Genomic DNA, 19,579 nt, shown 5'->3' on the forward strand with positions numbered 1-19,579 from the left:
ACCAGCGGCCACCCAGCCCCGAGACACCAACCATCACCATCTCCAAGCCGACCAGAGCGCACCCGACTCGCAGGAAAGATCCCTAAATCACCGGTATTGCTCCTAGCCCCTGCTCCGGTCCCGGGCGCCGCTCGACTGCCCGGGACCTTTTGGTGTCACACATCTCCTGCGGGCCTGGTCCCATGGTGTGAAAAGTCCTCCTTAAGCGCAAGAGAAGGAACACACCATGAGCGACATCGTTCTCGAGCCCGCCGCGCAGGATTTCGCCGACGCGACCGCCAAGCCGCCGCTGCTGTACGAGCTCGGGGTCGAGGGCGCGCGCAAGCTGCTCGACGACGTGCAGGCGCAGCCCATCGAGAAGCCCGACGTGGACGAGAAGTGGATCACTGTTCCGGCGGAGGTCGGCGACGTGCGGGTGCGCATCCTCAAGCCCGTCGGCAGCTCTGGCCCCCTGCCCGTCATCCTCTACGTGCACGGCGGAGGCTGGATCCTCGGCAACGCCGGCACGCACGACCGGCTCGTGCGCGAGCTGACCGTCGGGGTGAACGCCGCCCTGGTCTTCGTCGAGTACGACCGCTCCCCGGAGGCCAAGTACCCGGTCGCCATCGAGCAGGCCTACGCGACCGCCCGGTGGATCACCACCGAGGGCGCCGGCGAAGGCCTCGACGCCTCCCGCCTGGCCGTCGCCGGTGACTCGGTCGGCGGCAACATGACCGCCGCGCTGACCCATATGGCCAAGCAGCGGGGCGACGTGGCCTTCGTGCACCAGTCGCTGTACTACCCCGTCACCGACGCGGCCCAGGACACCGAGAGCTACCGGACCTTCGCACACGGCCCGCATCTGACGGCCAAGGCCATGGAATGGTTCTGGGACGCCTACACCACCGACCCCGCCGACCGCGCCCAGATCACCGCCTCGCCGTTGCGGGCGACGCTGGAAGACCTCCGGGACCTGCCGCCGGCGCTCGTCGTCGTCGACGAGAACGACGTGCTGCGCGACGAGGGCGAGGCCTACGCCCGCAAGCTCGTCCACGCCGGTGTGCCGACGACCAGCATCCGCTACAACGCCTCCCTTCACGACTTCATGATGCTGAACACGGTCCGCGGCACCCAGGCGTCGACCGCCGCGATCGAGCAGGCCATCCACGTGCTGCGCAAGGTTCTCCGAACCGACTGACACCGCACACGCGACCACATTCCCCCGGCACGTCGAAAGGCCATTTTCCATGAGTGCACACAAGCCCACCATCGTCCTCGTACACGGCGCGTTCGCGGACGCCTCCAGCTGGAACGGCGTCGTCGACAAGCTGCTCGCGCACGACTATCCGGTGATCGCCGTCGCCAATCCGCTCCGCGGACTGACCACCGACGCCGACTACGTCCGGCAGATCGTGACGTCCGTCGAGGGCCCCGTCGTCCTTGTCGGCCATTCCTACGGCGGATCCGTCATCAGCAACGCGGCCAAGGGACTGCCCGAGGTCAAGGCGCTCGTTTTCGTCGCGGCGTTCCTGCCGGAGGAGGGCGAGAGTGCTGTCACCCTGTCGGGCAAGTTCCCCGGCAGCACCCTCGGCGACACGCTCCGGCCCGTGCCGGTGACGCTGCCCGACGGCAGACAGGTCATGGACCTGTACATCGAACAGGCCAAGTTCCACAACCAGTTCGCCGCTGACGTCTCCGAGGAGACCACGGCCGTCATGGCCGCGACACAGCGGCCGGTGGCCGATGCCGCGCTGGCGGAGGGCGCGTCCGCGCCCGCGTGGCGGGACATTCCCTCCTGGGTGCTGGTGGCGGACGGGGACCGGAACATCCCCCCGCAGGTGCAGACCTACATGGCCGAGCGGGCCGGGGCCTCGGTCATGAAGGTCTCCGCCTCCCACGCGGTCAGCGTCTCGCGCCCCGGTGACGTGGCCCGTCTGATCAACGAGGCGGCGCAGGCGACCGCCGGAGCGCCGGAGGCCCGCGCCTGACGGACGCGGGGTGCGGGGTCCGGCTTCACGGCCGGACCCCGCACCCGCGTTCTTGTGTGAGCCTGACGCGTCACGGCAGCGGTGCGGGCTCCGCGAGCAGAGTAGGCACCGTGATGATCGTGACGTCCTTGGTCAGCAGCCGATGGACAGGACAGCGTCCCGCGACCGCCAGGAGCTGGTCCCGCTGCGCGGGGGTCAACTCCCCGACGAGCCCGATGTTCTTGACGACCTGCCCCTGTGCGCCGAAGCGGACCGCAACGTCCACCCGGTCCAGCGGCCATTCGTGACGCTGCGCGTAGGCCCGCACCGCCATGGACGTGCACGCTCCGAGCGCGGCCAGGAGGAGTTCGCCCGGGGTGGGGCCGGTGTCGCTGCCGACGGGCTCCGGCTCGTCGGCTGTCAGGCGGTGTGTACCGATCGCCACGGAGCGCGTGAGCTGCTTTCCTTCGGCCACGGTAACGATGCGCGTGTTCATGCTTGCCTCTCAGCCGAGGTACGGGCAGAGGCACGCCTTGTGCCTCCCGAAGCTCAGACCGTGCGGGGCGCCCGACTGTGACGGCCGGCGTGCCCGTACTCGGCTGCAAAAAGGGGGTGCGGGGCGGCGGTTGCCGCCCGCGGGTGATCAGGGCGATCAGCGGGACTGGTCGGTGGGGCGTACGAGGATCTCGTTGACCGCGACGTGGTCGGGCTGTGTGACGGCGTAGACCACCGCGGCCGCGATGTCTTCCGGCTGAAGGGTCCGCATCGACTCGGCCATGGCCTTGACCGCGGCACGCCCGGTGGGGTCCGTGATGTGGTCGGCCAACTCGGTCGACACCAAGCCCGGCTCCACGACGACGACGCGGACCCCCTGCTCGGTCACCTCCTGGCGCAGCGCCTCGGCGAAGGCGTTGACGCCGAACTTGGTGGCGGAGTAGACCGCGGCGCCGGCCGAGGAGATACGGCCCGAGGTGGAGGAGATCTGGACCACCGCGCCGCGGGAACGCAGCAGGTGGGGCAGCGCGGCGTGCACCGTGTATATGGATCCCAGCAGGTTGGTCTCCACCATGCGGGTCCATTCCGCAGGATCGGCGTCAAGGACGGGGCCGGTGAGCATGATGCCGGCGTTGTTCACGACGATGTCGAGGGTGCCGAAGCGTTCGACGGTCCGGTCGACGGCCTTGCGTACCGACTCGGGGTCGCTCACGTCCATGTCCAGGACGAGGATCTCTCCGGGCGCTTCCTGCGCCAGTGCTTCGAGCCGGTCGGTCCTGCGGCCACCGACGGCCACCGTGGCCCCCGCCTTCGACAGCGCCAGTGCGGTCGCCCTGCCGATGCCGGACGAGGCGCCGGTGACAAGGACGACCTTGGGGTCGAGAACGGAAATCATGACAACTCCGAAAGGGGTAGTGGGGGGTGAGACGGGCAGGCCGTGTCGTGTGCGAGGACAGGACAGGGCGGCCCGAGAGGGTGACCGGGGGGCACGTTGTGCCAGAGGAACACTGAAAATGACCCGCGAGTCATGTCAGCGTTAATGTTGTGACACGTAGAGGAGGCGTCATGGCCGGGAGAACTGCGGCAGTGCAGGCCAGGGCAGACAGCGTGCGCAATCGGCGGCTGCTCCTACGAGCGGCCACCGAGGCCTTCGCCGAATGCGGGGTGGATGTGTCGATGCACACGATTGCCCAGCGGGCCGGCGTCGCCAAGGGCACGGTGTTCAGGCACTTCCCGACGAAGGACGACCTTCTCGCGGCGATCATGATGCAGCTGCTCGACCGGCTGCTCGAGACGGCGGACCGGCTCCTGCGCGCCGATGACGCCGGCCGTGCGCTGAAGGACTTCATGGGACACGGAATCGGCCTGCTCGCCGCCGACCGTGCGTTCTGCGAGGTCATCGGCCGGCCCTCGCTGCAGCACGCGAACGTACGCGAGGCGATCGACCGGCTCTGCGACACGGTCGAGGACCTCACCGCCCGGGCCAGAGAACAGGAAGCCGTCCGCGGTGACATCACCGGTACCGACATCGTGCTGCTCCTCGGCGGCATCCACCAGACCGCCCAGCCGCTGCTGGACCGTGAACCGCGGGCGTGGGAACGCTTCCTGGAGATCGCGTTCGACGGACTGCGGGCCCGTGACCGCGCGGCCCTGCCGCATCCGCCCCCCGCCCAGCTGCGGATGGCGGACCCGTCGGGCGCCTCTGCACCGATGGAGACGTGACACTAAGTGGCACATCATCGGTGTGTTGTGAAATCATGCCGCAGCTTCTGTCTTGATCAGGCCGGTCGACCAGCCGGGTACGGACGGGGGCAGGTAACGTCTGAGTCATGCCGTCGCGGCGGCTGCGGCTCCGCAATCTCGTCGGCGTGGGGGGTCGCTCCTTGGATCATGTCGTTTCCGCGGTACCGCTCGCCGAGTCGCTCGACGAACGGCGGCACCTGCTGGACATCGCCTGCCGCGCGCTCGGCAGCCGCGTCGCGGCCGAACGCGTCGTCGACGAGGCCTACCGGCGGTGGTACCGCCTTACCGATCCGGAGCGGGTCCGGATGCCGTCCCCCCGCCACTGGCTCATCCAGGTCGTGGACGAGGCGTGTCTGATGCGACCGGCGTCGGCCCGGCGCGGTGGGGTGGAACGGGACATCCAGGCCCTGCGGGCGTTGTGCGACGAGGACGTGGAACCGGTCGAGCGGGCCCTGTTGAGTGTGGGTGCTCGGCGAGCGCGGCCTGTGTCGGCGCGTCGCGAGCATGAGATCACTGTTGCCGTGCGGCAGGCGTGCAGCGTTCAGGACGGCCCCCGTCTGCGGTCGCTGCTGGCCCCCGATGCGACGGCCTTCTTCGACAGCGGCGGCAAGATCCGGGCGCTGACCCGGCCCGTCCGCGGCGACGAGCAGGTCGCCCGCAGCCTGTTGGTCCTGCTGGCTGGACAGCGGCGTGTGACGCTGTGCACTGGATCGGTCAACGGGCGCACCGGCCTCGTCGCCCGGTGCGACGACCAGGTCGCCGCCGTGCTGACCCTCGACATCGCGGACTCGCTGGTCGTTCAGGTCTGGGCCGTTCTCAACCCCGACAAGCTGCGTAGCTGGAACCGTTCCCTTCCCCGGTGAGCTCACGTGCCTAGGCGTCCACGGGACGCGAGGGCAGGGGCGCGCAGTGGGCGCGGGATCCGAGGAAGGCGGCGATCTTGTCGGAGGTGAACAGCCACAGAACCTGGTGGATCCCCCGCCGTGTGGCGGTGATGGTCATGAAGGTGGCGGGCCGGCCGTCCCGGTACAGCAGAACCCCGGCGCGTCCGTTGGCCTGCACGGGTGCGATCTCGGCCGTCGGCCAGAAGCGTGACGAGGCGGTCGACAGGTTCGCCACCCGGGCACGACCGACCACGGGTACGCGGGCCGCGCCGCGCAGCCCGTTGCCGTCGGACAGACTGACCGCGTCGGGCGTCAGGAGCGCTTCCAGCGAGGCCACGTCCCCTTCCTGGGCGGCCGCGACGAAAGCATCGAGCAGTCTGCGGTGCTCCTGGATGTCGACACTGTCCCGCGCGTCGTCCGTGAGGTGCTTGCGCGCCCTGCTTACGATCTTCCTGGCGTTGACCGGGGTGAGGCGCAGTATCTCCGCGATCTCCGAGTAGTCGTACTCGAAGGCCTCCCTCAGCACGTAGGCGGCCCGTTCGGTGGGTGTGAGCTTCTGCAGCACGAGGAGCAGGGCGAGTTCCAGGGCCTCGGCACGTTCAGCGCCGGCCACCGGGTCGATGCTGGTGTCGATGGGCTCGGGCAGCCAGGGCCCGATGTAGGTCTCGCGACGCACGCGGGCGGACTGTGCCACGTTGATGGCCAGCCTCGTCGTCGTGGTCGACAGGAACGCCGCAGGGCTGACCACCGCCGAACGGTCGGTCCGCTGCCAGCGCAGCCAAGCCTCCTGCACGACGTCCTCGGCTTCCGTCACGCTGCCCAGGACGCGGTAGGCGATACCGAAGAGCCGGGGCCGCAGTTCCACGAAGGTGGTGACGGCCTCGGCGAGGTTCCTGTCCGCGGGAGGTGCCTCTGGATACATGTCCCTCTGACTCCATTCCTCCGGGGCCCGGGTTGTCGGAATGCGGCCACGAGGCGCTCACAGACCCGGCGATCGTTTCCCCCTCAACGACCGAGGGACCAAGGACGCTGTGACAGTGCTTTTGGAGCACTTTGCAGCGGCGTGGATGCGGAATCGGCCATGCGCGCCGGCTGATGTACTGCGCCGTACAAAAATTAGGCATGTCGTTCCACGGGACGTGGAACGACATGCCCCGGAAGACGCGCCTACTGCTGCTGGGCGAGCCAGTCGGTGAAACGGGTCTCGCCGATGCGGGCGTCCGGGCCGGGAAGCAGCGTGGTCTCCTGCAACTCGGCCCCGAAGTACGGGGCGTGCACGTCGGCGACGACCGTACGCGGGTCGTTCTTGGCGGCCAGGCCCTTGCGGATCAGCTCGTCCAGCTCGAAGGTGTCGGGACCGGCCACCTCGACCACACCGTTGACCGGCGTGCCCACGGCGGTGCGGCCCACAGTGGCGGCGACGTCGTCCGAATAGACGGGCTGGATCTTCACCGGGGCCAGCTTGACCGTGTCACCCTCGGTTGCCGACTCGGCGATGCCCTTCATGAACTCGAAGAACTGCGTGGCATGCACGATCGACCACGGGATCCCGGAGGCCTTGATCAGTTCCTCCTGCGCCTGCTTGGCACGGAAGTAGCCGCTCTCCTGGAGCCGTTCCGTACCCACCACCGACAGGGCGACGTGGTGGGTGACCCCGGCGTTCGCCTCAGCCTTGAGGAGGTTGGTGGTGGAGGTACGGAAGAACTCCATGACGGCGTCGTCCGCGAAGGAGGGCGAGTTGGAGACGTCGATCACGACGGCCGCGCCCTCCAGCACCTCGGCCAGGCCCTCGCCCGTCAGCGTGTTGACGCCGGTGTTCGGGGCGGCCGCCACCGCCTCGTGGCCGTGTTCGTTGAGCTTGCTGACGACCTTCGAGCCGATCAGCCCGGTGCCGCCGATCACTACGACCTTCATGGGGACGTTCCTTTCACTCATTCTCATCTGGCGCTTGAACGAGGTATGACCGGGAACTGATCGGCGCTGTGACACCTTTCTCGAAATTCCGGAAATCTTCTCCCGGGCAGGGTGATTCCTATTCGACGAGCTTTCCGTCCGTCGAGACGTCCTCCATCAGAGCCGCGATCTCGTCGGGGACAGGGCTGATGGGCTCGCGGGTGATGCCGTCGGTCGGGGACCAGACGAGGTTCACCTGCAGCGCGGGATCCATGTTGGGGTAGTCGCTGCGGTTGTGGCATCCGCGCGTCTCGCGCCGCTCGAGCGCCGCTTCCAGTGTGGCCCGCGCCGCCAGTGCCGACGACTTGAGGTCGAAGGCGTGGGCGAGGTCCTGGAAGCCCGCGATGTCCGGATGGACGCCGACGTTCTCCATGCGCTTGTCGATGGCATCCAGCTCCGCCAGCCCGGTGCGCAGCCCCTCCTCGTGGCGGACCACGCCCGCGTGCTCGGTCATGGTGTTGCGGATCGCACGCTGCAGAGCGCGCACGTTCTCAGGTCCGTCCGCGGCGAGCAGGGCGTCGACCTCCGCACGCGCCTCGGCCACCGCAGCGGCCGAGCGCGGCTGCGCGGTAAGGGACTCCGAGTAGGCAGCGGCCGCCTGTCCGGTGATGCGGCCGTACACCAGCAACTCGATGAGGCTGTTGCCGCCGAGCCGGTTGGCGCCGTGCAGGCCGCTGGAGGCCTCACCGATGGCGTACAGGCCGCGCACGTCGGTGCTGTGGTCCTCGGGGCGGACCCACACACCGCCCATCGAGTAGTGCGCGGTGGGCGCGACCTCGATGGGATCCCGGGTGATGTCCAGCATCTGCAAGTCCAGCAGTGTCTGGTAGACGCGGGGAAGCCGGTTCATGATGGTCTGCCGGGGCAGGTGGGAGACGTCGAGCCACACCCCGCCGTTGGGCGTGCCGCGGCCCTCCTTGATCTCGGTGTAGGAGGCGAGGGCGACCCGGTCGCGGGTGGACAGCTCCATGCGTACGGGGTCGTAGCGGTTCATGTACCGCTCGCCGAGCGCGTTGCGCAGGATGCCGCCCTCGCCGCGGGCTGCCTCGCTCACCAGGGTCCCGGCCGCGTTCTCCGGCTCGATGATGCCGGAGGGGTGGAACTGGACGAGTTCCGGGTCGCGCAGCCGGGCTCCGGCCTCCGCGGCCAGCCGGAAGGAGTCGCCGGTGTTCTCGTCGCGCCGTGAGGAGGTGCGCCGCCAGATCCGGGTGTGGCCGCCGGCCGCGAGGATGACGGCGTCCGCGTGTACGAGGTAGCGCCTTCCGTCGGCAAGGCCGAAGCCGTAGGCGCCGAAGACGGCGCCGTCGTGGACCAGGAGACGGGTGATGTAGACGTTGTCGAGCACCGGTATGTCCAGCTGGTTCGCGCGCCGGATGAGCGTGCGCTGGATCTCCAGGCCCGTGTAGTCGCCCGCGAAGGCGGTGCGGCGGAACTTGTGGGCGCCGAAGAAGCGCTGGGAGATCCGGCCGTCCTCCTCCCGGGCGAAGGCCATGCCGTAGCGCTCCAGGTCGTCGATGCCGAGGGCGGCTCCCCGGGTGACGATCTCGGCGGTGCGGGGGTCGCCGAGGAGGTAGCTCTCCTTGAGGGTGTCGGCGGCGTGCTGCTGCCAGGTGTCCTCGGGGTCCATCGTGGCCAGGGCCGCATTGATCCCGCCGGCGGCGAGAGAGGTGTGGGTGTCTTCCTTGGGGCGCTTGCCGACGGCGAGGACATCGACGCCGGACTCGGCCAGCTCGATGGCCGCGCGCAGGCCCGCTCCGCCGGTGCCGATCACCAGCACTGTGGTGGAAAGACGTTGTTCGGTGGCAACCACGATTGCTCCCATCGCTCGGGGTGGTCGCCTGCTACGACCAGGTGGAGTGACGGTTTGTGACACCGCCGCCCCGGCCCGGGCCCGCCTGTCGGTGTCACATCCCGGCGGTCGGGCCGGTCATACCGCATGCCGGCCGGGCGCACGAAGGCCGTGCGACCCGCAAGGCCGGCCGGCGAAGGGGAGGTGGGGACGATGACCTACGTCATCGCGGAGCCGTGTGTCGACGTCAAGGACCGGGCGTGTGTGATCGAGTGCCCGGTCGACTGCATCTACGAGGGCGAGCGGACGCTGTACATCAATCCCTGGGAGTGCGTCGACTGCCACGCCTGCGAGCCGGTCTGCCCGGTCGAGGCCGTCATTCACGAGGACGACCTGCCGGCACAGTGGGCGCAGTACCGGTCCGTGAACGCCGAGTACTTCCGCGACGCGCCGGGGGAGAGCACCGGTCGGGCCGCGCGGGCCGACCATGCGGTGGTCGCGGCCCTGCCCCCGCAGCACGGGGTCAAGAGCGACCTGTCCGGATTCGCCGCCCGCAAGGAGGAGACCGTCGACGCCGACCTGTGGTTCCCGTGGTGAACCGCCCTGGCCGGTGCGGCGGGCCGGGCCCGGGGCGTGCGGCGGACCGGCGGGTCAGACACCAGGGGACGGCGAGCAGGGGGGGGCGGTCAGGCCCCCAGGGACAGGACGTAGGGGTTCAGCTTGACCGGGTTCATCACCCACATGATGCGCTCGATGCCGGCCTCGGACGCGTCCACACACAAAAGGGCCACCGGGGCGTGGTCCCGTGCGACGAGCACGGCGGGCCGGCCGTTGGCCTCGACGAACCGGGTCTCGGCATCGGGCCAGAACCGCGGGGCGAAGGCAGCCAGGTAACGCGAGACGTGATCGCGGCCGATGACGGGGATCCTGGACGCGCCGCGGATGCCGCCACCGTCCGAATAGCTGACGACGTCCGAGGTCAGCAGGTCCTCCAGGGTGGAGAGATCTCCCGTGCGCGCGGCGGAGAGGAAGCCTTCGAGCAGACGCCGGTGGGCCGCGGGGCTGACGCGCTCCTTGCGCTTGGCACCCAGGTGCTTGCGCGCCCGGCTGACCAGCTGTCGAGCGTTCGCGTCGCTGGTCTCCAGGATGTCGGCGACCCGCTGGTAGGGGTAGTCGAACGCCTCCCGCAGCACGTAGGCGGCGCGTTCGATCGGGTTGAGCTTCTCCATCAGCAACAGCACCGCCAGCTCGACTGCCTCGGCGCGTTCCGCCCCCAGGTGCGGGTCCTGGGTGGTGTCGACCGGTTCGGGGAGCCAAGGCCCGACGTAGGACTCCCGGCGTACCCGCGCGGACTGGGCCAGGTTGATCGCGAGCCGGGTGGTGACCGTGGTCAGGAAAGCGGCTGGTTCGTGGATCTGCGCGCGGTCGGTGTTCTGCCATCGCAGCCAGGCGTCCTGGACGATGTCCTCGGCCTCGACGGCACTGCCGAGGATGCGGTACGCGATGCCGAACAACCGGGGTCTGGCCGAGAGGAAGTTGTCGAGACCGTGGTCGAACGCGTCGGGGTGGGCGCCAGCGCGCATGGGTCGTCCCTTCTGGCTTTGCGCCCTACATGCTACGCGCGAAGGGGAAAGGTACGCGCTGCGGGCCGCATCCGCTCACGCTATCTCTTTCGCGATCCCCGGTCACACGGTGGCAATCGTCGCGCCCGATCCGCCAGATTTGCCCCCGGACAGCTGCCCGCCCCATGCTCCGGAAGACCGCGGTCGACGGGTGACAGGACTATGTGAGGAGGCCGCTTGTCACACCTGCGCTCAGTCCCCGGTCACCAGTGACGAACGATGTTCACGCCTACGGAAGGTGCAACACAGTGTCGGACAACACGACAGCACACGACCATTCCGCCCACGGCCACCACGGCCACCACGGGCACGGCGACCACGAGGGGACCGCCGGCTGGATGACGGCGGCGAAGGTGCTCCAGGACGCCGCACCGATCACCGTCCCAGAGGGGGCGTCGGCGATGACCATTCTCGTCGAGTGGGAGCCGGGCGACCCGGGTACGCCCCCGCACCGGCACTCCGGCCCCGCCTTCGGCTACGTCGTCGAAGGCGCGGTCCGTTTCGAGCTCGAGGGCGAGCCCGAGCGCGTGGTGGAGGCGGGCGACACCTTCTGGGAGCCCGGCGGAGACGCCATCCACTACCAGGACGGCAACGCGCTTTCCGACGCGCGGACCCGGTTCGTGGTGACCATGATGTGTGCTCCGGGCAAGCCCATGCTGGAACTGGTCGACGAGAAGGAACTGGCGGAGCGCGCCCACCTGCGGGCACCGCGCCCCAGCGCCTGACCGGGCACGGGACCCGGCATGAGCACGCCCGTCGTCCTGGTCCACGGCCTGCTGACGCTGCTGTTTGTGGCGGTGCTCCTGCATGGGCCGGCACGGGGCATCGGGTCCCCTGGGACCGGGTTCCGTGTCCGGGTGGACCGGCTGCTGGCCGCCGCCATGGCCGTGTCCATGGCGGCGATGCCGTGGATCGACGTCCGCGCGGGGCCCGCTACCGTCGCCGGCGGTGTCTTCACCGCCGGCGCGGTGTGGTTTCTCCTGCCTGTCGGCCGCCGGGAGGCCGGGAGGAGGGCGGCGATGACCCACCGGCTGCCGCACGCGGCCGGTATGGCCGCGATGGCCTGGATGCTGCGCGTGCCGCACACCGGGACCGGCCCGGCGCACGCACACCTCGGGTCGGCTGCGCACTCCACCGGGCCCGGCGCTCTGGGCGCTGGTGTCCCCCTCGGCGGCTCCGTGATCACGCTGTCGCTGGCGTCCTGTCTGCTGGCGTATGCGCTGTGGTCGCTGACCCGCCCCATGCCCTCGCTGCGCTCGGCTGTGAGCGCGGCGCGCCGGGCCGCGGCGGCGACGCCGTCACGGCACGTGGGTGAAGGGGCGATGGCGCTCGGGACGGCCGTGATGCTGGTCCTGCCCCACTGAACGCGGGGACGAAAAAACGGACACGCGCCCGGCACGGCGAAGGCGCGGTGGCCTGCGGTCATGCACTGAGTGACCGCGGACCACCGCGCCGGACGGTCGGAGCGACGGTCGTCGCCCTACCGAGGGGCGGGCGCCGCTCACGGTAGGCCGGCGCCGAGGAGGCGAGTGCCGTTCAGGACGGGCCCTGGTACACCGCCTTGCTCCGCATCAGGAAGTCGGAGAGATAGCTGTCGTGGGGGACGCCCGGCGACATCCAGTGGGTCGGCTGATCGCCGAAGTACACGTTGGCGATGCTGGGCTCCGCGACCAGGGCCTCCCACAGGTCCCGGTCGCGGGTCAGTGCCGACAGCACCAGCGTGTCGCGCAGCGGCGCCATGCCCTCCGCGCGGGTCCAGGGGGAGATCCACACGCAGGGGAAGGGCAGTTCGGTGCGCAGTTGAGGGGCGCGGGCGCTCGCGGTCTGGTGCACGGCGGGGCGCAGCACGGCGCTGCCGTCTCCGAGGTCGTCGGCGATCCCGTCGCCGCCGAGCCAGGCGTGCGTCCCGGCCGCCACCCTTTTCAGATACGCGCTGAGGGCTCGCGCCCGCTCTTTCGGGCACACCGGCAGACGGGCCCTCTCGTCTTGCGGGGGAAGGCTGGGCAGGACGGCCAGCCGTGCCGCGAGGGCTTCGGCGAGCGGGGCCGGGTCGCCCTCGACGAGGATGGCGGTGGCGTTGATGCACGCGGTGCCGCTCTCGCCGGCGACGGACGCGACGAGGGCGTCCAGGTGGTCACGCCAGTCGGTGTCCGCGGTGATGAGGATCTTCGACCGTCCCGGCCCCTGCGGCAGGATCCTCGCGTCGTGCGCGTACTTGGTCACCACATCGTCGCCGCCGTAGACCACGGCCCGGTCCGCGCCGTGGACGAGCGTGTCGGCGGTCGCGTGGTCGGTGGGCAGCAGCATGAGCTGGTCGTCCCGGATTCCCGCTTGACGCAGTGCCGCGACGAGCCGGTAGGGGGTAAAGGGCTCGCGCCGGGACGGGCGCACGGCGACGCGGTACCCCAGCGCCAGTGCCTCCAGCCAGACACGGTGTACGCCGGGATGGTTGCCGGACGCGTTAACGGCGAACACGTCACCCTGCCGCGCCCACACCGTGTGCGTCTCATGCAGGACGGCGTCGCTGAGGTCGCGGGCGGCGCCGCGCGGCCTTCCACGGTCGGCTGACGAGGCGGCGTGCCGAACGAAGTGCGCCGTGCCCCGGGTCGCGGCGCGCAACACGGTGAGCGGTGTGCCCGAGGTCCGGCTGACGTGACGTTCGTATTCCCGGACGCTCAAGCCCCCCAAGGTGCCCGCGGCGAAGGCCTCCCCGGCGGTGGCGAACACGGTCTCCAGGTCGGCCACGGCGATCGGCGGCGCTTGGCGCAGGGCGCCGATCGCCCGAGCCACGTACAGCGGGGGAACCAGACTCAGCCGCGCGATCGGTGTACCGGCTACGTCGGTCACCGTGCTCGGCACACGTGTGCGGTAAGTACCCCCCGGGCCCAGGGCGTCGAGGTGCAGCGGCTCGGTGGTCGGTACGGGGGCCATCAGTAGACCCCCTCGATGACCGTCTCACCCTCGACCGCAGGAACCGGCGCCACGTCGGCGACGGCGTCCCCGGCGTGGCCGTCAGCCGCGCGGACCCGCAACGCGGTGTCCCGCTCCCTGTTGTTGGGGATCAGCATGGACTTGCTGACGTGGCTCACCACCACCTGGCCCCGCTCGCCCTCCGCCACCTGTTGCCCGGTGTCGGGATCCACGACGCTCAGGAAGACGTACGGTGAGACGGGGTCGAACACACACGGCTCCGACACCGTGAGACCGACCCGCTCCAAAAGCGCGGTGAGCATCATGGTGTTGCCGTACATGCCAATCAGTGGCACGTCGGGAAACACCTCGGTCCGCAACAGGTCCCGGGTGTCGGGATCCATGTGGGTGCCGCCCCAGATGATCGCCTGGACTTTGCCGTTGATGACCTCCACGAGGTCGCTGTCCCGGGCGAAGCGCTCCAGCATCGGGGTGGTGGCGGCTATGACACCGATGTCCTGGCCGAGCAGGATGCGCCGGCACTGGTCCACCAGATGGTCGGTATAGGCGTCGACCTCGTCGCGACGGCCCGCGGCGACGAGCTTCTTGACCCAGCGGGGATCCATGTCGACCCCCAGCCCGGGGCTGCCGAGACTTGCCGCGGCCCGTTGCAGCACATCGCCCACGAGGTGCGGGCCGGTCGGCGCCACGGTCAGCCACAGCGCGCCGACCGGCAGTGCGTGGTCCCGGAGCCGACGGGTCACCTGCTCGCTGCCGTGCCGTGCCCAGCCGTCCATCTGCACGACCCGCTTGGGTGCCCCGGTTGTGCCGCCGCTCTCGAACACGTGCAGCGGCCGGGCCTGCGGACCGTAGCCGCGGGGGACGAGATCGGACACCTGCACATCGCGCAGCTCGTCCGTCAGATCGGGAAAGAGCGCCAGGTCCGCCACGCCCTTGACGTCGTGGCGGGGGTCGAAACCGAGCCGGTCGACCCGTTCCAGCCAGTACCGGGACCCCGTCTCGGGAGTGAAGTGCCACTGCATGGCCGCCCTGACGTAGTCGTCGGGGTCCACCCCGTCGAAGGGGCCGGCGTCCAGAACGGTGAATGAGCCGATCGGCATGGAACCGCCTTTCTCGAAGTCGTTGAGGGCGGACGTGTGAGGGCCGCGCGTCCCGGGCGGTCCCGCGGGCCCGACCCGCTCTCGCACAGGAGACCGAGGGGTGCAGGCGTATGTGACAGCCCGCGGAAAGGCGGCAGCGCCCCCGGCGCCGGCACACGTCACAACGGCCGGTGTCTCCCGGTCTGATGACTGGGCCGAAGCCGACCGGCGGTGTGCCGAGGGCGAGGGACGGGAGAGGGTCATGCGACAGGGACTGCGGATCGTGCGCGTCGACCAGGACGACGAGCCCCGTGTGGCCGCTCTACACCGCCGGTGCTCCGCCACCGCCCGGTGGCAGCGTTACCACCGGGCCATGGGCGACCCCGACACCTACCCGGGGGGCCGCTGCTGTCCCGACCCCACTCGGTGCACCTGGCGGTGCAGGACTCGGGAGAGCGGCTCGTCGCGATAGGGCATCTGCTGTCGGACGACGGTGACGCCGAGGCAGCGCTGCTGGTGGAGGACACCTGGCAGAACAGGGGGCTGGGCACCCGGCTCCTGGAAGAACTCGGCCGGTTCGCCGTCGTGTTGGGCGTACCTGAGGTCTACGGCGTTATCCACCCCGGCGACGCCCGCATGGCGGCTGTGCTGCACCGCACCGGCGTTCCGCTGCGCACGGTCCTGGAGACGGGCAGTGCGACGACGGTCCGGGCGCGGACGCAGGACATTGGTCCCGCCCTCGCCTGCTCGCCAACGCGACGTGGGTGGCGGCAACGCGGCACTGGAAAGCACCGTGTGTCGGGGGCGTCGGCACGCCCGTGGACCCCTGGAGCTGGAGTTCAGCGGGTTCTCCGGCGCTCCTCCGAGGGTGCGTCGCCTACTTGCTGAACCCGCACAGTGCAATGCATGTGACAACATTGAATGAGATAGTGTTTCGGCTGTCGCTCGACGACGGGTGTTTCTCCCCGCGGTTCGATGCGGGCGGCTACGAGCGAGGGGATTGCCATGGCCGAGCTGTTCTATGACACCGACGCCAACCTGTCCATCATCCAGGGCCGCAAGGTAGCGGTCATCGGATACGGGAGCCAGGGTCATGCCCACGCGCTGTCGCTGCGTGATTCGGGTGTGGACGTGCGCGTGGGGCTCCACGAGGGTTCCAAGTCCCGGGCGAAGGCCGAGGAGCAGGGCCTGCGTGTGGTGACGGTGACGGAAGCCGCCGCCGAGGCCGACGTGATCATGATCCTTGTCCCGGACCCGCTCCAGGGCGAGATCTACGAGCGGCACATCGCCCCGAACCTCAAGGACGGCGACGCGCTGTTCTTCGGGCATGGTTTCAACATCCGCTTCGGCTTCATCAAGCCGCCGGCGAACGTGGACGTATGCATGGTCGCCCCCAAGGGCCCGGGCCACCTGGTGCGTCGCCAGTACGAGGAGGGCCGGGGCGTGCCGTGCCTGGTCGCGGTCGAGCAGGACGCCACAGGAAGCGCTTTCCCGCTGGCCCTGTCGTACGCCAAGGGCATCGGTGGCACGCGTGCGGGTGTCATCAGGACGACCTTCACCGAGGAGACCGAGACCGACCTGTTCGGTGAGCAGGCCGTGCTCGCCGGTGGAGTGTCAGCCCTGGTCAAGGCGGGCTTCGAGACGCTGACCGAGGCGGGCTACCAGCCGGAGATCGCCTACTTCGAGTGCCTGCACGAGCTGAAGCTCATCGTCGACCTGATGTACGAGGGCGGCTTGGAGAAGATGCGCTGGTCGATCTCCGAGACCGCCGAGTGGGGCGACTACGTCACCGGCCCGCGGATCATCACAGACGCCACCAAGGCCGAGATGAAGAAGGTCCTCGCCGAGATCCAGGACGGCACCTTCGCCCGCAACTGGATGGACGAGTACCACGGCGGCCTGAAGGAGTACGCCGAGTACAAGCGGCAGGACTCCGAACTGCTGCTGGAGACCACCGGCAAGGAGCTGCGCAAGCTGATGAGCTGGGTCAACGACGAGGAGCGCTCGTGATCGCGCGGGCCGGCACGGATGGGAACCGGTGACGGACTCATGACGACACTGCATGTCACCCTGCTCGGCGGGCTCCGCGAGATAGCCGCCGTACCACTGCCCGCGGCGGAAGCCGCGCACGGCACGCGGTCGCTGCGCCGCTTCGTCCTGGAACTGCACGTGCCGCACGAACGGCAGTCGGCACTGGATGCCGAACTGCGGGCTGCCGCCGCGCCGGACGGGACGTACCTGCAAGGCACCGACGCGATGTGGCGCGTGGTGGAGGGCTGGACCGTCGTGGCTCACGGTCTGCGGGCCGGGATCAACCGGTATCGGGTGGAGATCGAGGAGGTGGAGGACGCCTTGCCGGCCGACGCCCGCGCTGTGGGCGAGGTCGCGTCAGCGGAGGCGGGCAAGCTGCCCGTCGGTGAGAGCGCCGACGTCATGCAGCTCAAGCTGGCCGTCCTGGTACTGCCTGTCTCGGACGTCGACCGGGCGAAGTCGTTCTACGAAGCCGTCGGGTTCCGACTGGATGCCGACCATGTCATCGACGCCTCCTATCGCGTGGTGCACATGACGCCCCCGGGATCGGCGTGCTCGATCCTGTTCGGGTCCGGAGTCACCACGGCCGCCTCAGGCTCGGTGCGGGGCCTGCACCTCGTCGTCTCCGACATCGAGCAGGCCTGCCGGGAACTCGCAGCGAGGGGCGTGGTGACCGGCGGAATCTTCCATGACACGAGCGGTGTGTTCCACCGCAGCACCGATGAGAAGCGGGTCGAGGGACCCGACCCGCAGTGTCGTGACTATCACTCCTACGCCGAGTTCAGCGACCCGGACGGCAACGAATGGGTGCTTCAGGAGGTGCCGGCGCGGGCCTGAGAGGCTCGTGCAGTGTTCAACCGCGAGGGAGGGCGTCCTCGGGGGATCCGGAGCGACGCTCACCTCCGTCGTGTGTCGTCGCGGTGCCGCGCAGGGTCTGGAGGGACTCGGTGATCGACGCGATACGTGTGTTCACGACGTGCACGGCCTCACGGAGCTGGCGCAGCCGCCCTTCGAGCGCGGTCGCCTCAGCAGTGAGCGACGCTGCGACGGCGGCGGGGTCCGCCTGAAGATCAACGCCTTGGGACATCATCCCGGTCCTCCTCGGATCGTCTCGGACACCAGTCCCCGTACTGACCGGACAGGGGGCGCGCTTGTGACAGCCGGAGGCGTCGTCCCCACAGTGCGGCGGGAGGCGAGCCGTGGCCCGGGGCGGGGCCGCGGGTGACACGTCCTGGGTTCAGCAGGCTTCCAGGACGAAGTCGCCCAGGATGTGCTGTCGGATACGCTGGACCTCGGCACGATCGGGCTGCACGGGCACTTGGCCGCGGGCGTCCCGCTGGGAGGCGCTGCTGGCCCGGCGCACCGCCGCGCGCACAGCTTCGGCGCTGTCCGGCGCCTCGCCGACGACGTAGTACAGCCAGACGATCCGGGAGCCGTCCGTCCGGCACGGCAGGCCGACCAACCAGGTGCGGGAGTCTCTGGGTGTGCTGAGCATCAGGTCTCATCTCCGTTCTCTGCCAGCGGCGATGGCGGCAAAGCGGGTGGGGCTCCGCGAGGAGTTCCGCCCTTTCTTCATTGACCCGGACAGCGCCCCGGTTCGTGACAGCGAACCGGCCTGTTGCAGCTGTCGCCCCTCAACTGCTGTGTCATGGCTCGCGATGTGGATCTTGGTGTCACAGATGCGTGTGCGGTCCTGTCTCATGAGCGAATAGATCGGGCCAGGCAGGAGAAAAAGCGTGCGCGTTCCGCGAGCCGCCGACACTCGTGCGTGGAGCCGCCATCGCCTCTCGCCGCACGAAAGACCACACATGAGCATCCCCATCCCGCGGCCGGACGTTCCGGCCGTCGATCGCTGTGGAGGACATCGGGCTCGCGAGGCCCGTCCCCGTGGGGACTTCTCCTTCTGCCGCGACCTTCGAGTGCTTCTGCTGTCCCAGGACGAACAGGACGCGGTCCACGTCCGGCGGCTGCTTCCGGACCGGCTGGCCGATGCGCTGGTCTGGCACACGAGCGTCGAAGAAGGATGCCGCACGTCCGGCACCCACGTCCCGCTGTGCGTTCTGGTGGGCAGCACACCAGCCGGACGGACCTTGGCCGACGTCGTCACCCGCGTACGTCGCCACGCCCCCGACGCGGCCGTGCTCGTTCTTGAGGGCACGTTTGCGTCCCACGGGTTTCGCTCTGTCGCCGGCTCGGTGCAGGGCCGGGCCGATCACCGCCGCAGCGCTCCCGACGAGTTCTGCCGGAAGATCTGGGTGGCGCTGCAACGTGCCGTCGCAGGGCGCACAGTGGCGGGCGAGGAGATCGCGCGGGACAACGCCCTGCTGGAACGGGGCCTGTTGCCCGACCTGACGCTGCAGGCAGACGGCTTCACAACCGCCTTCCATTACGCGCCGGGTCGCGCACACACTCTGCTGGGCGGTGACTTCTGCGATGTGGTGCGCGGCGACGACGGCAGCGCCCACGTGGTCATGGGCGATGTGTCCGGGCACGGTGCCGCCGCGGCCGCCCTCGGTGTCCACCTGCGCCTGGCATGGCGCACGGCCGTGCTGTGCGGGCAGAGCCAGCTGGAACAACTCCATCTGCTCGAACGCATCCTGACCGAGGAACGAGCGGAGGAGGAGACCTACGCGACCGTGGTGTCCCTCGTCCTGTCGCCCCACCAACGCACCCTGCGGACGGTCACCGCCGGCCACCCGGGCTTTCTGCACCGGCACAGGGGAGAGGTCCGTTGGGTGGAGCCGCCGCCAGGTCTCCCGCTGGGACTCTTCCCCGGGCAAGGGGACTGGCGCGAGAGCGAGGTGGCGATGCCGGACGGGGACGGCATCGTGCTGTTCACCGACGGACTCTACGAAGGTCGTACGGCCCGCGGACGGCTCGGAGAGGAGGGCTTGCTGAGGCTGGCCGGTCGGCTCGCGCATCTGGAGGCGCAAACGTTCGTCGACGCCTTGGTAGGCGGCGTATCGCTGCTGGCCGCCCCGTTCGGTGGGCTACGGGACGATGTGGCGGTGCTTCATCTGTCCTGCGACGGAGGGGGCGGGGCCTGATGTGCTGCCGACTCGCAGGACCGGCTCGGCCTGCGGATGAAGCCGGTTCCCACCAGGTA

Annotated in this window: 21 protein-coding genes; 11 read left to right on the forward strand and 10 right to left on the reverse strand. The window is 69.8% G+C overall.

Going from position 1 to position 19,579, the window contains the following annotated elements:
* Window positions 1–226: 226 nt before the first annotated feature.
* Together ADL25_RS40235 and ADL25_RS40240 are read left to right on the forward strand one after the other, a co-directional pair.
* The gene (locus ADL25_RS40235; protein ID WP_059132892.1) at window positions 227–1,177 is read left to right on the forward strand and encodes an alpha/beta hydrolase; all 951 of its coding nucleotides are present in this window, start codon (window positions 227–229) and stop codon (window positions 1,175–1,177) included.
* A gap of 49 nt (window positions 1,178–1,226) precedes the next feature.
* Window positions 1,227–1,967, forward strand: coding sequence for an alpha/beta fold hydrolase (locus tag ADL25_RS40240; protein WP_059132893.1), 741 nt, complete (start codon window positions 1,227–1,229; stop codon window positions 1,965–1,967).
* A gap of 70 nt (window positions 1,968–2,037) precedes the next feature.
* Here the strand turns inward: ADL25_RS40240 and ADL25_RS40245 are convergent, their stop codons facing one another.
* A complete protein-coding gene (locus tag ADL25_RS40245; RefSeq protein WP_059132894.1) occupies window positions 2,038–2,442 on the reverse strand; it encodes an OsmC family protein in 405 nt (134 codons plus the stop codon).
* Between the two features lie 156 nt (window positions 2,443–2,598).
* Window positions 2,599–3,336, reverse strand: a complete 738-nt coding sequence (locus ADL25_RS40250) for an SDR family NAD(P)-dependent oxidoreductase (RefSeq protein WP_059132895.1) — start codon at window positions 3,334–3,336, stop codon at window positions 2,599–2,601.
* Between the two features lie 170 nt (window positions 3,337–3,506).
* Between ADL25_RS40250 and ADL25_RS40255 the strand changes: the two genes are divergently transcribed.
* The gene (locus tag ADL25_RS40255) at window positions 3,507–4,163 is read left to right on the forward strand and encodes a TetR/AcrR family transcriptional regulator (protein WP_063805848.1); all 657 of its coding nucleotides are present in this window, start codon (window positions 3,507–3,509) and stop codon (window positions 4,161–4,163) included.
* A gap of 161 nt (window positions 4,164–4,324) precedes the next feature.
* Entirely contained in the window at window positions 4,325–5,047 is a 723-nt protein-coding gene (locus ADL25_RS40260) for a hypothetical protein (protein WP_059132916.1), read from the forward strand.
* 10 nt (window positions 5,048–5,057) lie between these two features.
* Here ADL25_RS40260 and ADL25_RS40265 read toward each other — a convergent pair whose 3' ends face one another.
* From ADL25_RS40265 to ADL25_RS40275, 3 genes are all read right to left on the reverse strand, one after another.
* Window positions 5,058–5,990, reverse strand: a complete 933-nt coding sequence (locus ADL25_RS40265) for a sigma-70 family RNA polymerase sigma factor (protein ID WP_059132897.1) — start codon at window positions 5,988–5,990, stop codon at window positions 5,058–5,060.
* A gap of 245 nt (window positions 5,991–6,235) precedes the next feature.
* Window positions 6,236–6,982, reverse strand: a complete 747-nt coding sequence (locus ADL25_RS40270) for an SDR family oxidoreductase (RefSeq protein ID WP_059132898.1) — start codon at window positions 6,980–6,982, stop codon at window positions 6,236–6,238.
* A 118-nt stretch (window positions 6,983–7,100) separates the two neighbouring features.
* Window positions 7,101–8,843, reverse strand: coding sequence for an L-aspartate oxidase (locus tag ADL25_RS40275; protein ID WP_059132899.1), 1,743 nt, complete (start codon window positions 8,841–8,843; stop codon window positions 7,101–7,103).
* A gap of 180 nt (window positions 8,844–9,023) precedes the next feature.
* On the opposite strand from ADL25_RS40275, the gene fdxA reads away from it, so the two are divergent.
* Window positions 9,024–9,407: a ferredoxin gene (gene fdxA, locus ADL25_RS40280; RefSeq protein ID WP_063805849.1), complete on the forward strand. Its 384-nt coding sequence runs from the start codon at window positions 9,024–9,026 to the stop codon at window positions 9,405–9,407.
* Window positions 9,408–9,496: 89 nt separating this feature from the next.
* Here fdxA and ADL25_RS40285 read toward each other — a convergent pair whose 3' ends face one another.
* Window positions 9,497–10,393, reverse strand: coding sequence for an RNA polymerase sigma-70 factor (locus ADL25_RS40285; protein WP_059132900.1), 897 nt, complete (start codon window positions 10,391–10,393; stop codon window positions 9,497–9,499).
* Window positions 10,394–10,770: 377 nt separating this feature from the next.
* Between ADL25_RS40285 and ADL25_RS40290 the strand changes: the two genes are divergently transcribed.
* The gene (locus ADL25_RS40290; protein ID WP_234381250.1) at window positions 10,771–11,157 is read left to right on the forward strand and encodes a cupin domain-containing protein; all 387 of its coding nucleotides are present in this window, start codon (window positions 10,771–10,773) and stop codon (window positions 11,155–11,157) included.
* Between the two features lie 18 nt (window positions 11,158–11,175).
* Window positions 11,176–11,796, forward strand: a complete 621-nt coding sequence (locus ADL25_RS40295; protein ID WP_059132902.1) for a DUF5134 domain-containing protein — start codon at window positions 11,176–11,178, stop codon at window positions 11,794–11,796.
* Between the two features lie 172 nt (window positions 11,797–11,968).
* Here ADL25_RS40295 and ADL25_RS40300 read toward each other — a convergent pair whose 3' ends face one another.
* Both ADL25_RS40300 and ADL25_RS40305 read right to left on the reverse strand, forming a co-directional pair.
* Window positions 11,969–13,363: an aldehyde dehydrogenase family protein gene (locus ADL25_RS40300; protein ID WP_059132903.1), complete on the reverse strand. Its 1,395-nt coding sequence runs from the start codon at window positions 13,361–13,363 to the stop codon at window positions 11,969–11,971.
* Complete coding sequence (locus tag ADL25_RS40305) at window positions 13,363–14,463, reverse strand: phenazine antibiotic biosynthesis protein (RefSeq protein WP_059132904.1); 1,101 nt, start codon at window positions 14,461–14,463, stop codon at window positions 13,363–13,365. The genes ADL25_RS40300 and ADL25_RS40305 overlap by 1 nt, the downstream gene beginning before the upstream one ends.
* A gap of 417 nt (window positions 14,464–14,880) precedes the next feature.
* Here ADL25_RS40305 and ADL25_RS52025 point away from each other — a divergent pair, with 417 nt between their 5' ends.
* The 3 genes from ADL25_RS52025 (at window position 14,881) to ADL25_RS40320 (ending at window position 17,310) form a co-directional block, all read left to right on the forward strand.
* Window positions 14,881–15,330 (forward strand): hypothetical protein, encoded by a 450-nt coding sequence (locus tag ADL25_RS52025; protein ID WP_159045126.1) that lies wholly within the window; start codon window positions 14,881–14,883, stop codon window positions 15,328–15,330.
* A gap of 117 nt (window positions 15,331–15,447) precedes the next feature.
* On the forward strand, window positions 15,448–16,452 hold the full coding sequence (ilvC, locus tag ADL25_RS40315) for a ketol-acid reductoisomerase (protein ID WP_059132906.1): 1,005 nt from the start codon (window positions 15,448–15,450) through the stop codon (window positions 16,450–16,452).
* A 423-nt stretch (window positions 16,453–16,875) separates the two neighbouring features.
* Window positions 16,876–17,310 (forward strand): VOC family protein, encoded by a 435-nt coding sequence (locus ADL25_RS40320; RefSeq protein WP_059132917.1) that lies wholly within the window; start codon window positions 16,876–16,878, stop codon window positions 17,308–17,310.
* A gap of 16 nt (window positions 17,311–17,326) precedes the next feature.
* On the opposite strand, the gene ADL25_RS40325 is transcribed toward ADL25_RS40320, so the two are convergent.
* A complete protein-coding gene (locus ADL25_RS40325; RefSeq protein ID WP_059132907.1) occupies window positions 17,327–17,563 on the reverse strand; it encodes a hypothetical protein in 237 nt (78 codons plus the stop codon).
* Window positions 17,564–17,710: 147 nt separating this feature from the next.
* The gene (locus ADL25_RS40330; RefSeq protein ID WP_059132908.1) at window positions 17,711–17,968 is read right to left on the reverse strand and encodes a hypothetical protein; all 258 of its coding nucleotides are present in this window, start codon (window positions 17,966–17,968) and stop codon (window positions 17,711–17,713) included.
* Window positions 17,969–18,281: 313 nt separating this feature from the next.
* Here ADL25_RS40330 and ADL25_RS40335 point away from each other — a divergent pair, with 313 nt between their 5' ends.
* Window positions 18,282–19,520, forward strand: a complete 1,239-nt coding sequence (locus ADL25_RS40335; RefSeq protein WP_063805850.1) for a PP2C family protein-serine/threonine phosphatase — start codon at window positions 18,282–18,284, stop codon at window positions 19,518–19,520.
* The last annotated feature ends 59 nt before the right edge of the window (window positions 19,521–19,579 follow it).

The organism is Streptomyces sp. NRRL F-5122 (assembly GCF_001507435.1).
Taxonomy (GTDB): Bacteria; Actinomycetota; Actinomycetes; order Streptomycetales; family Streptomycetaceae; genus Streptomyces; species Streptomyces lannensis.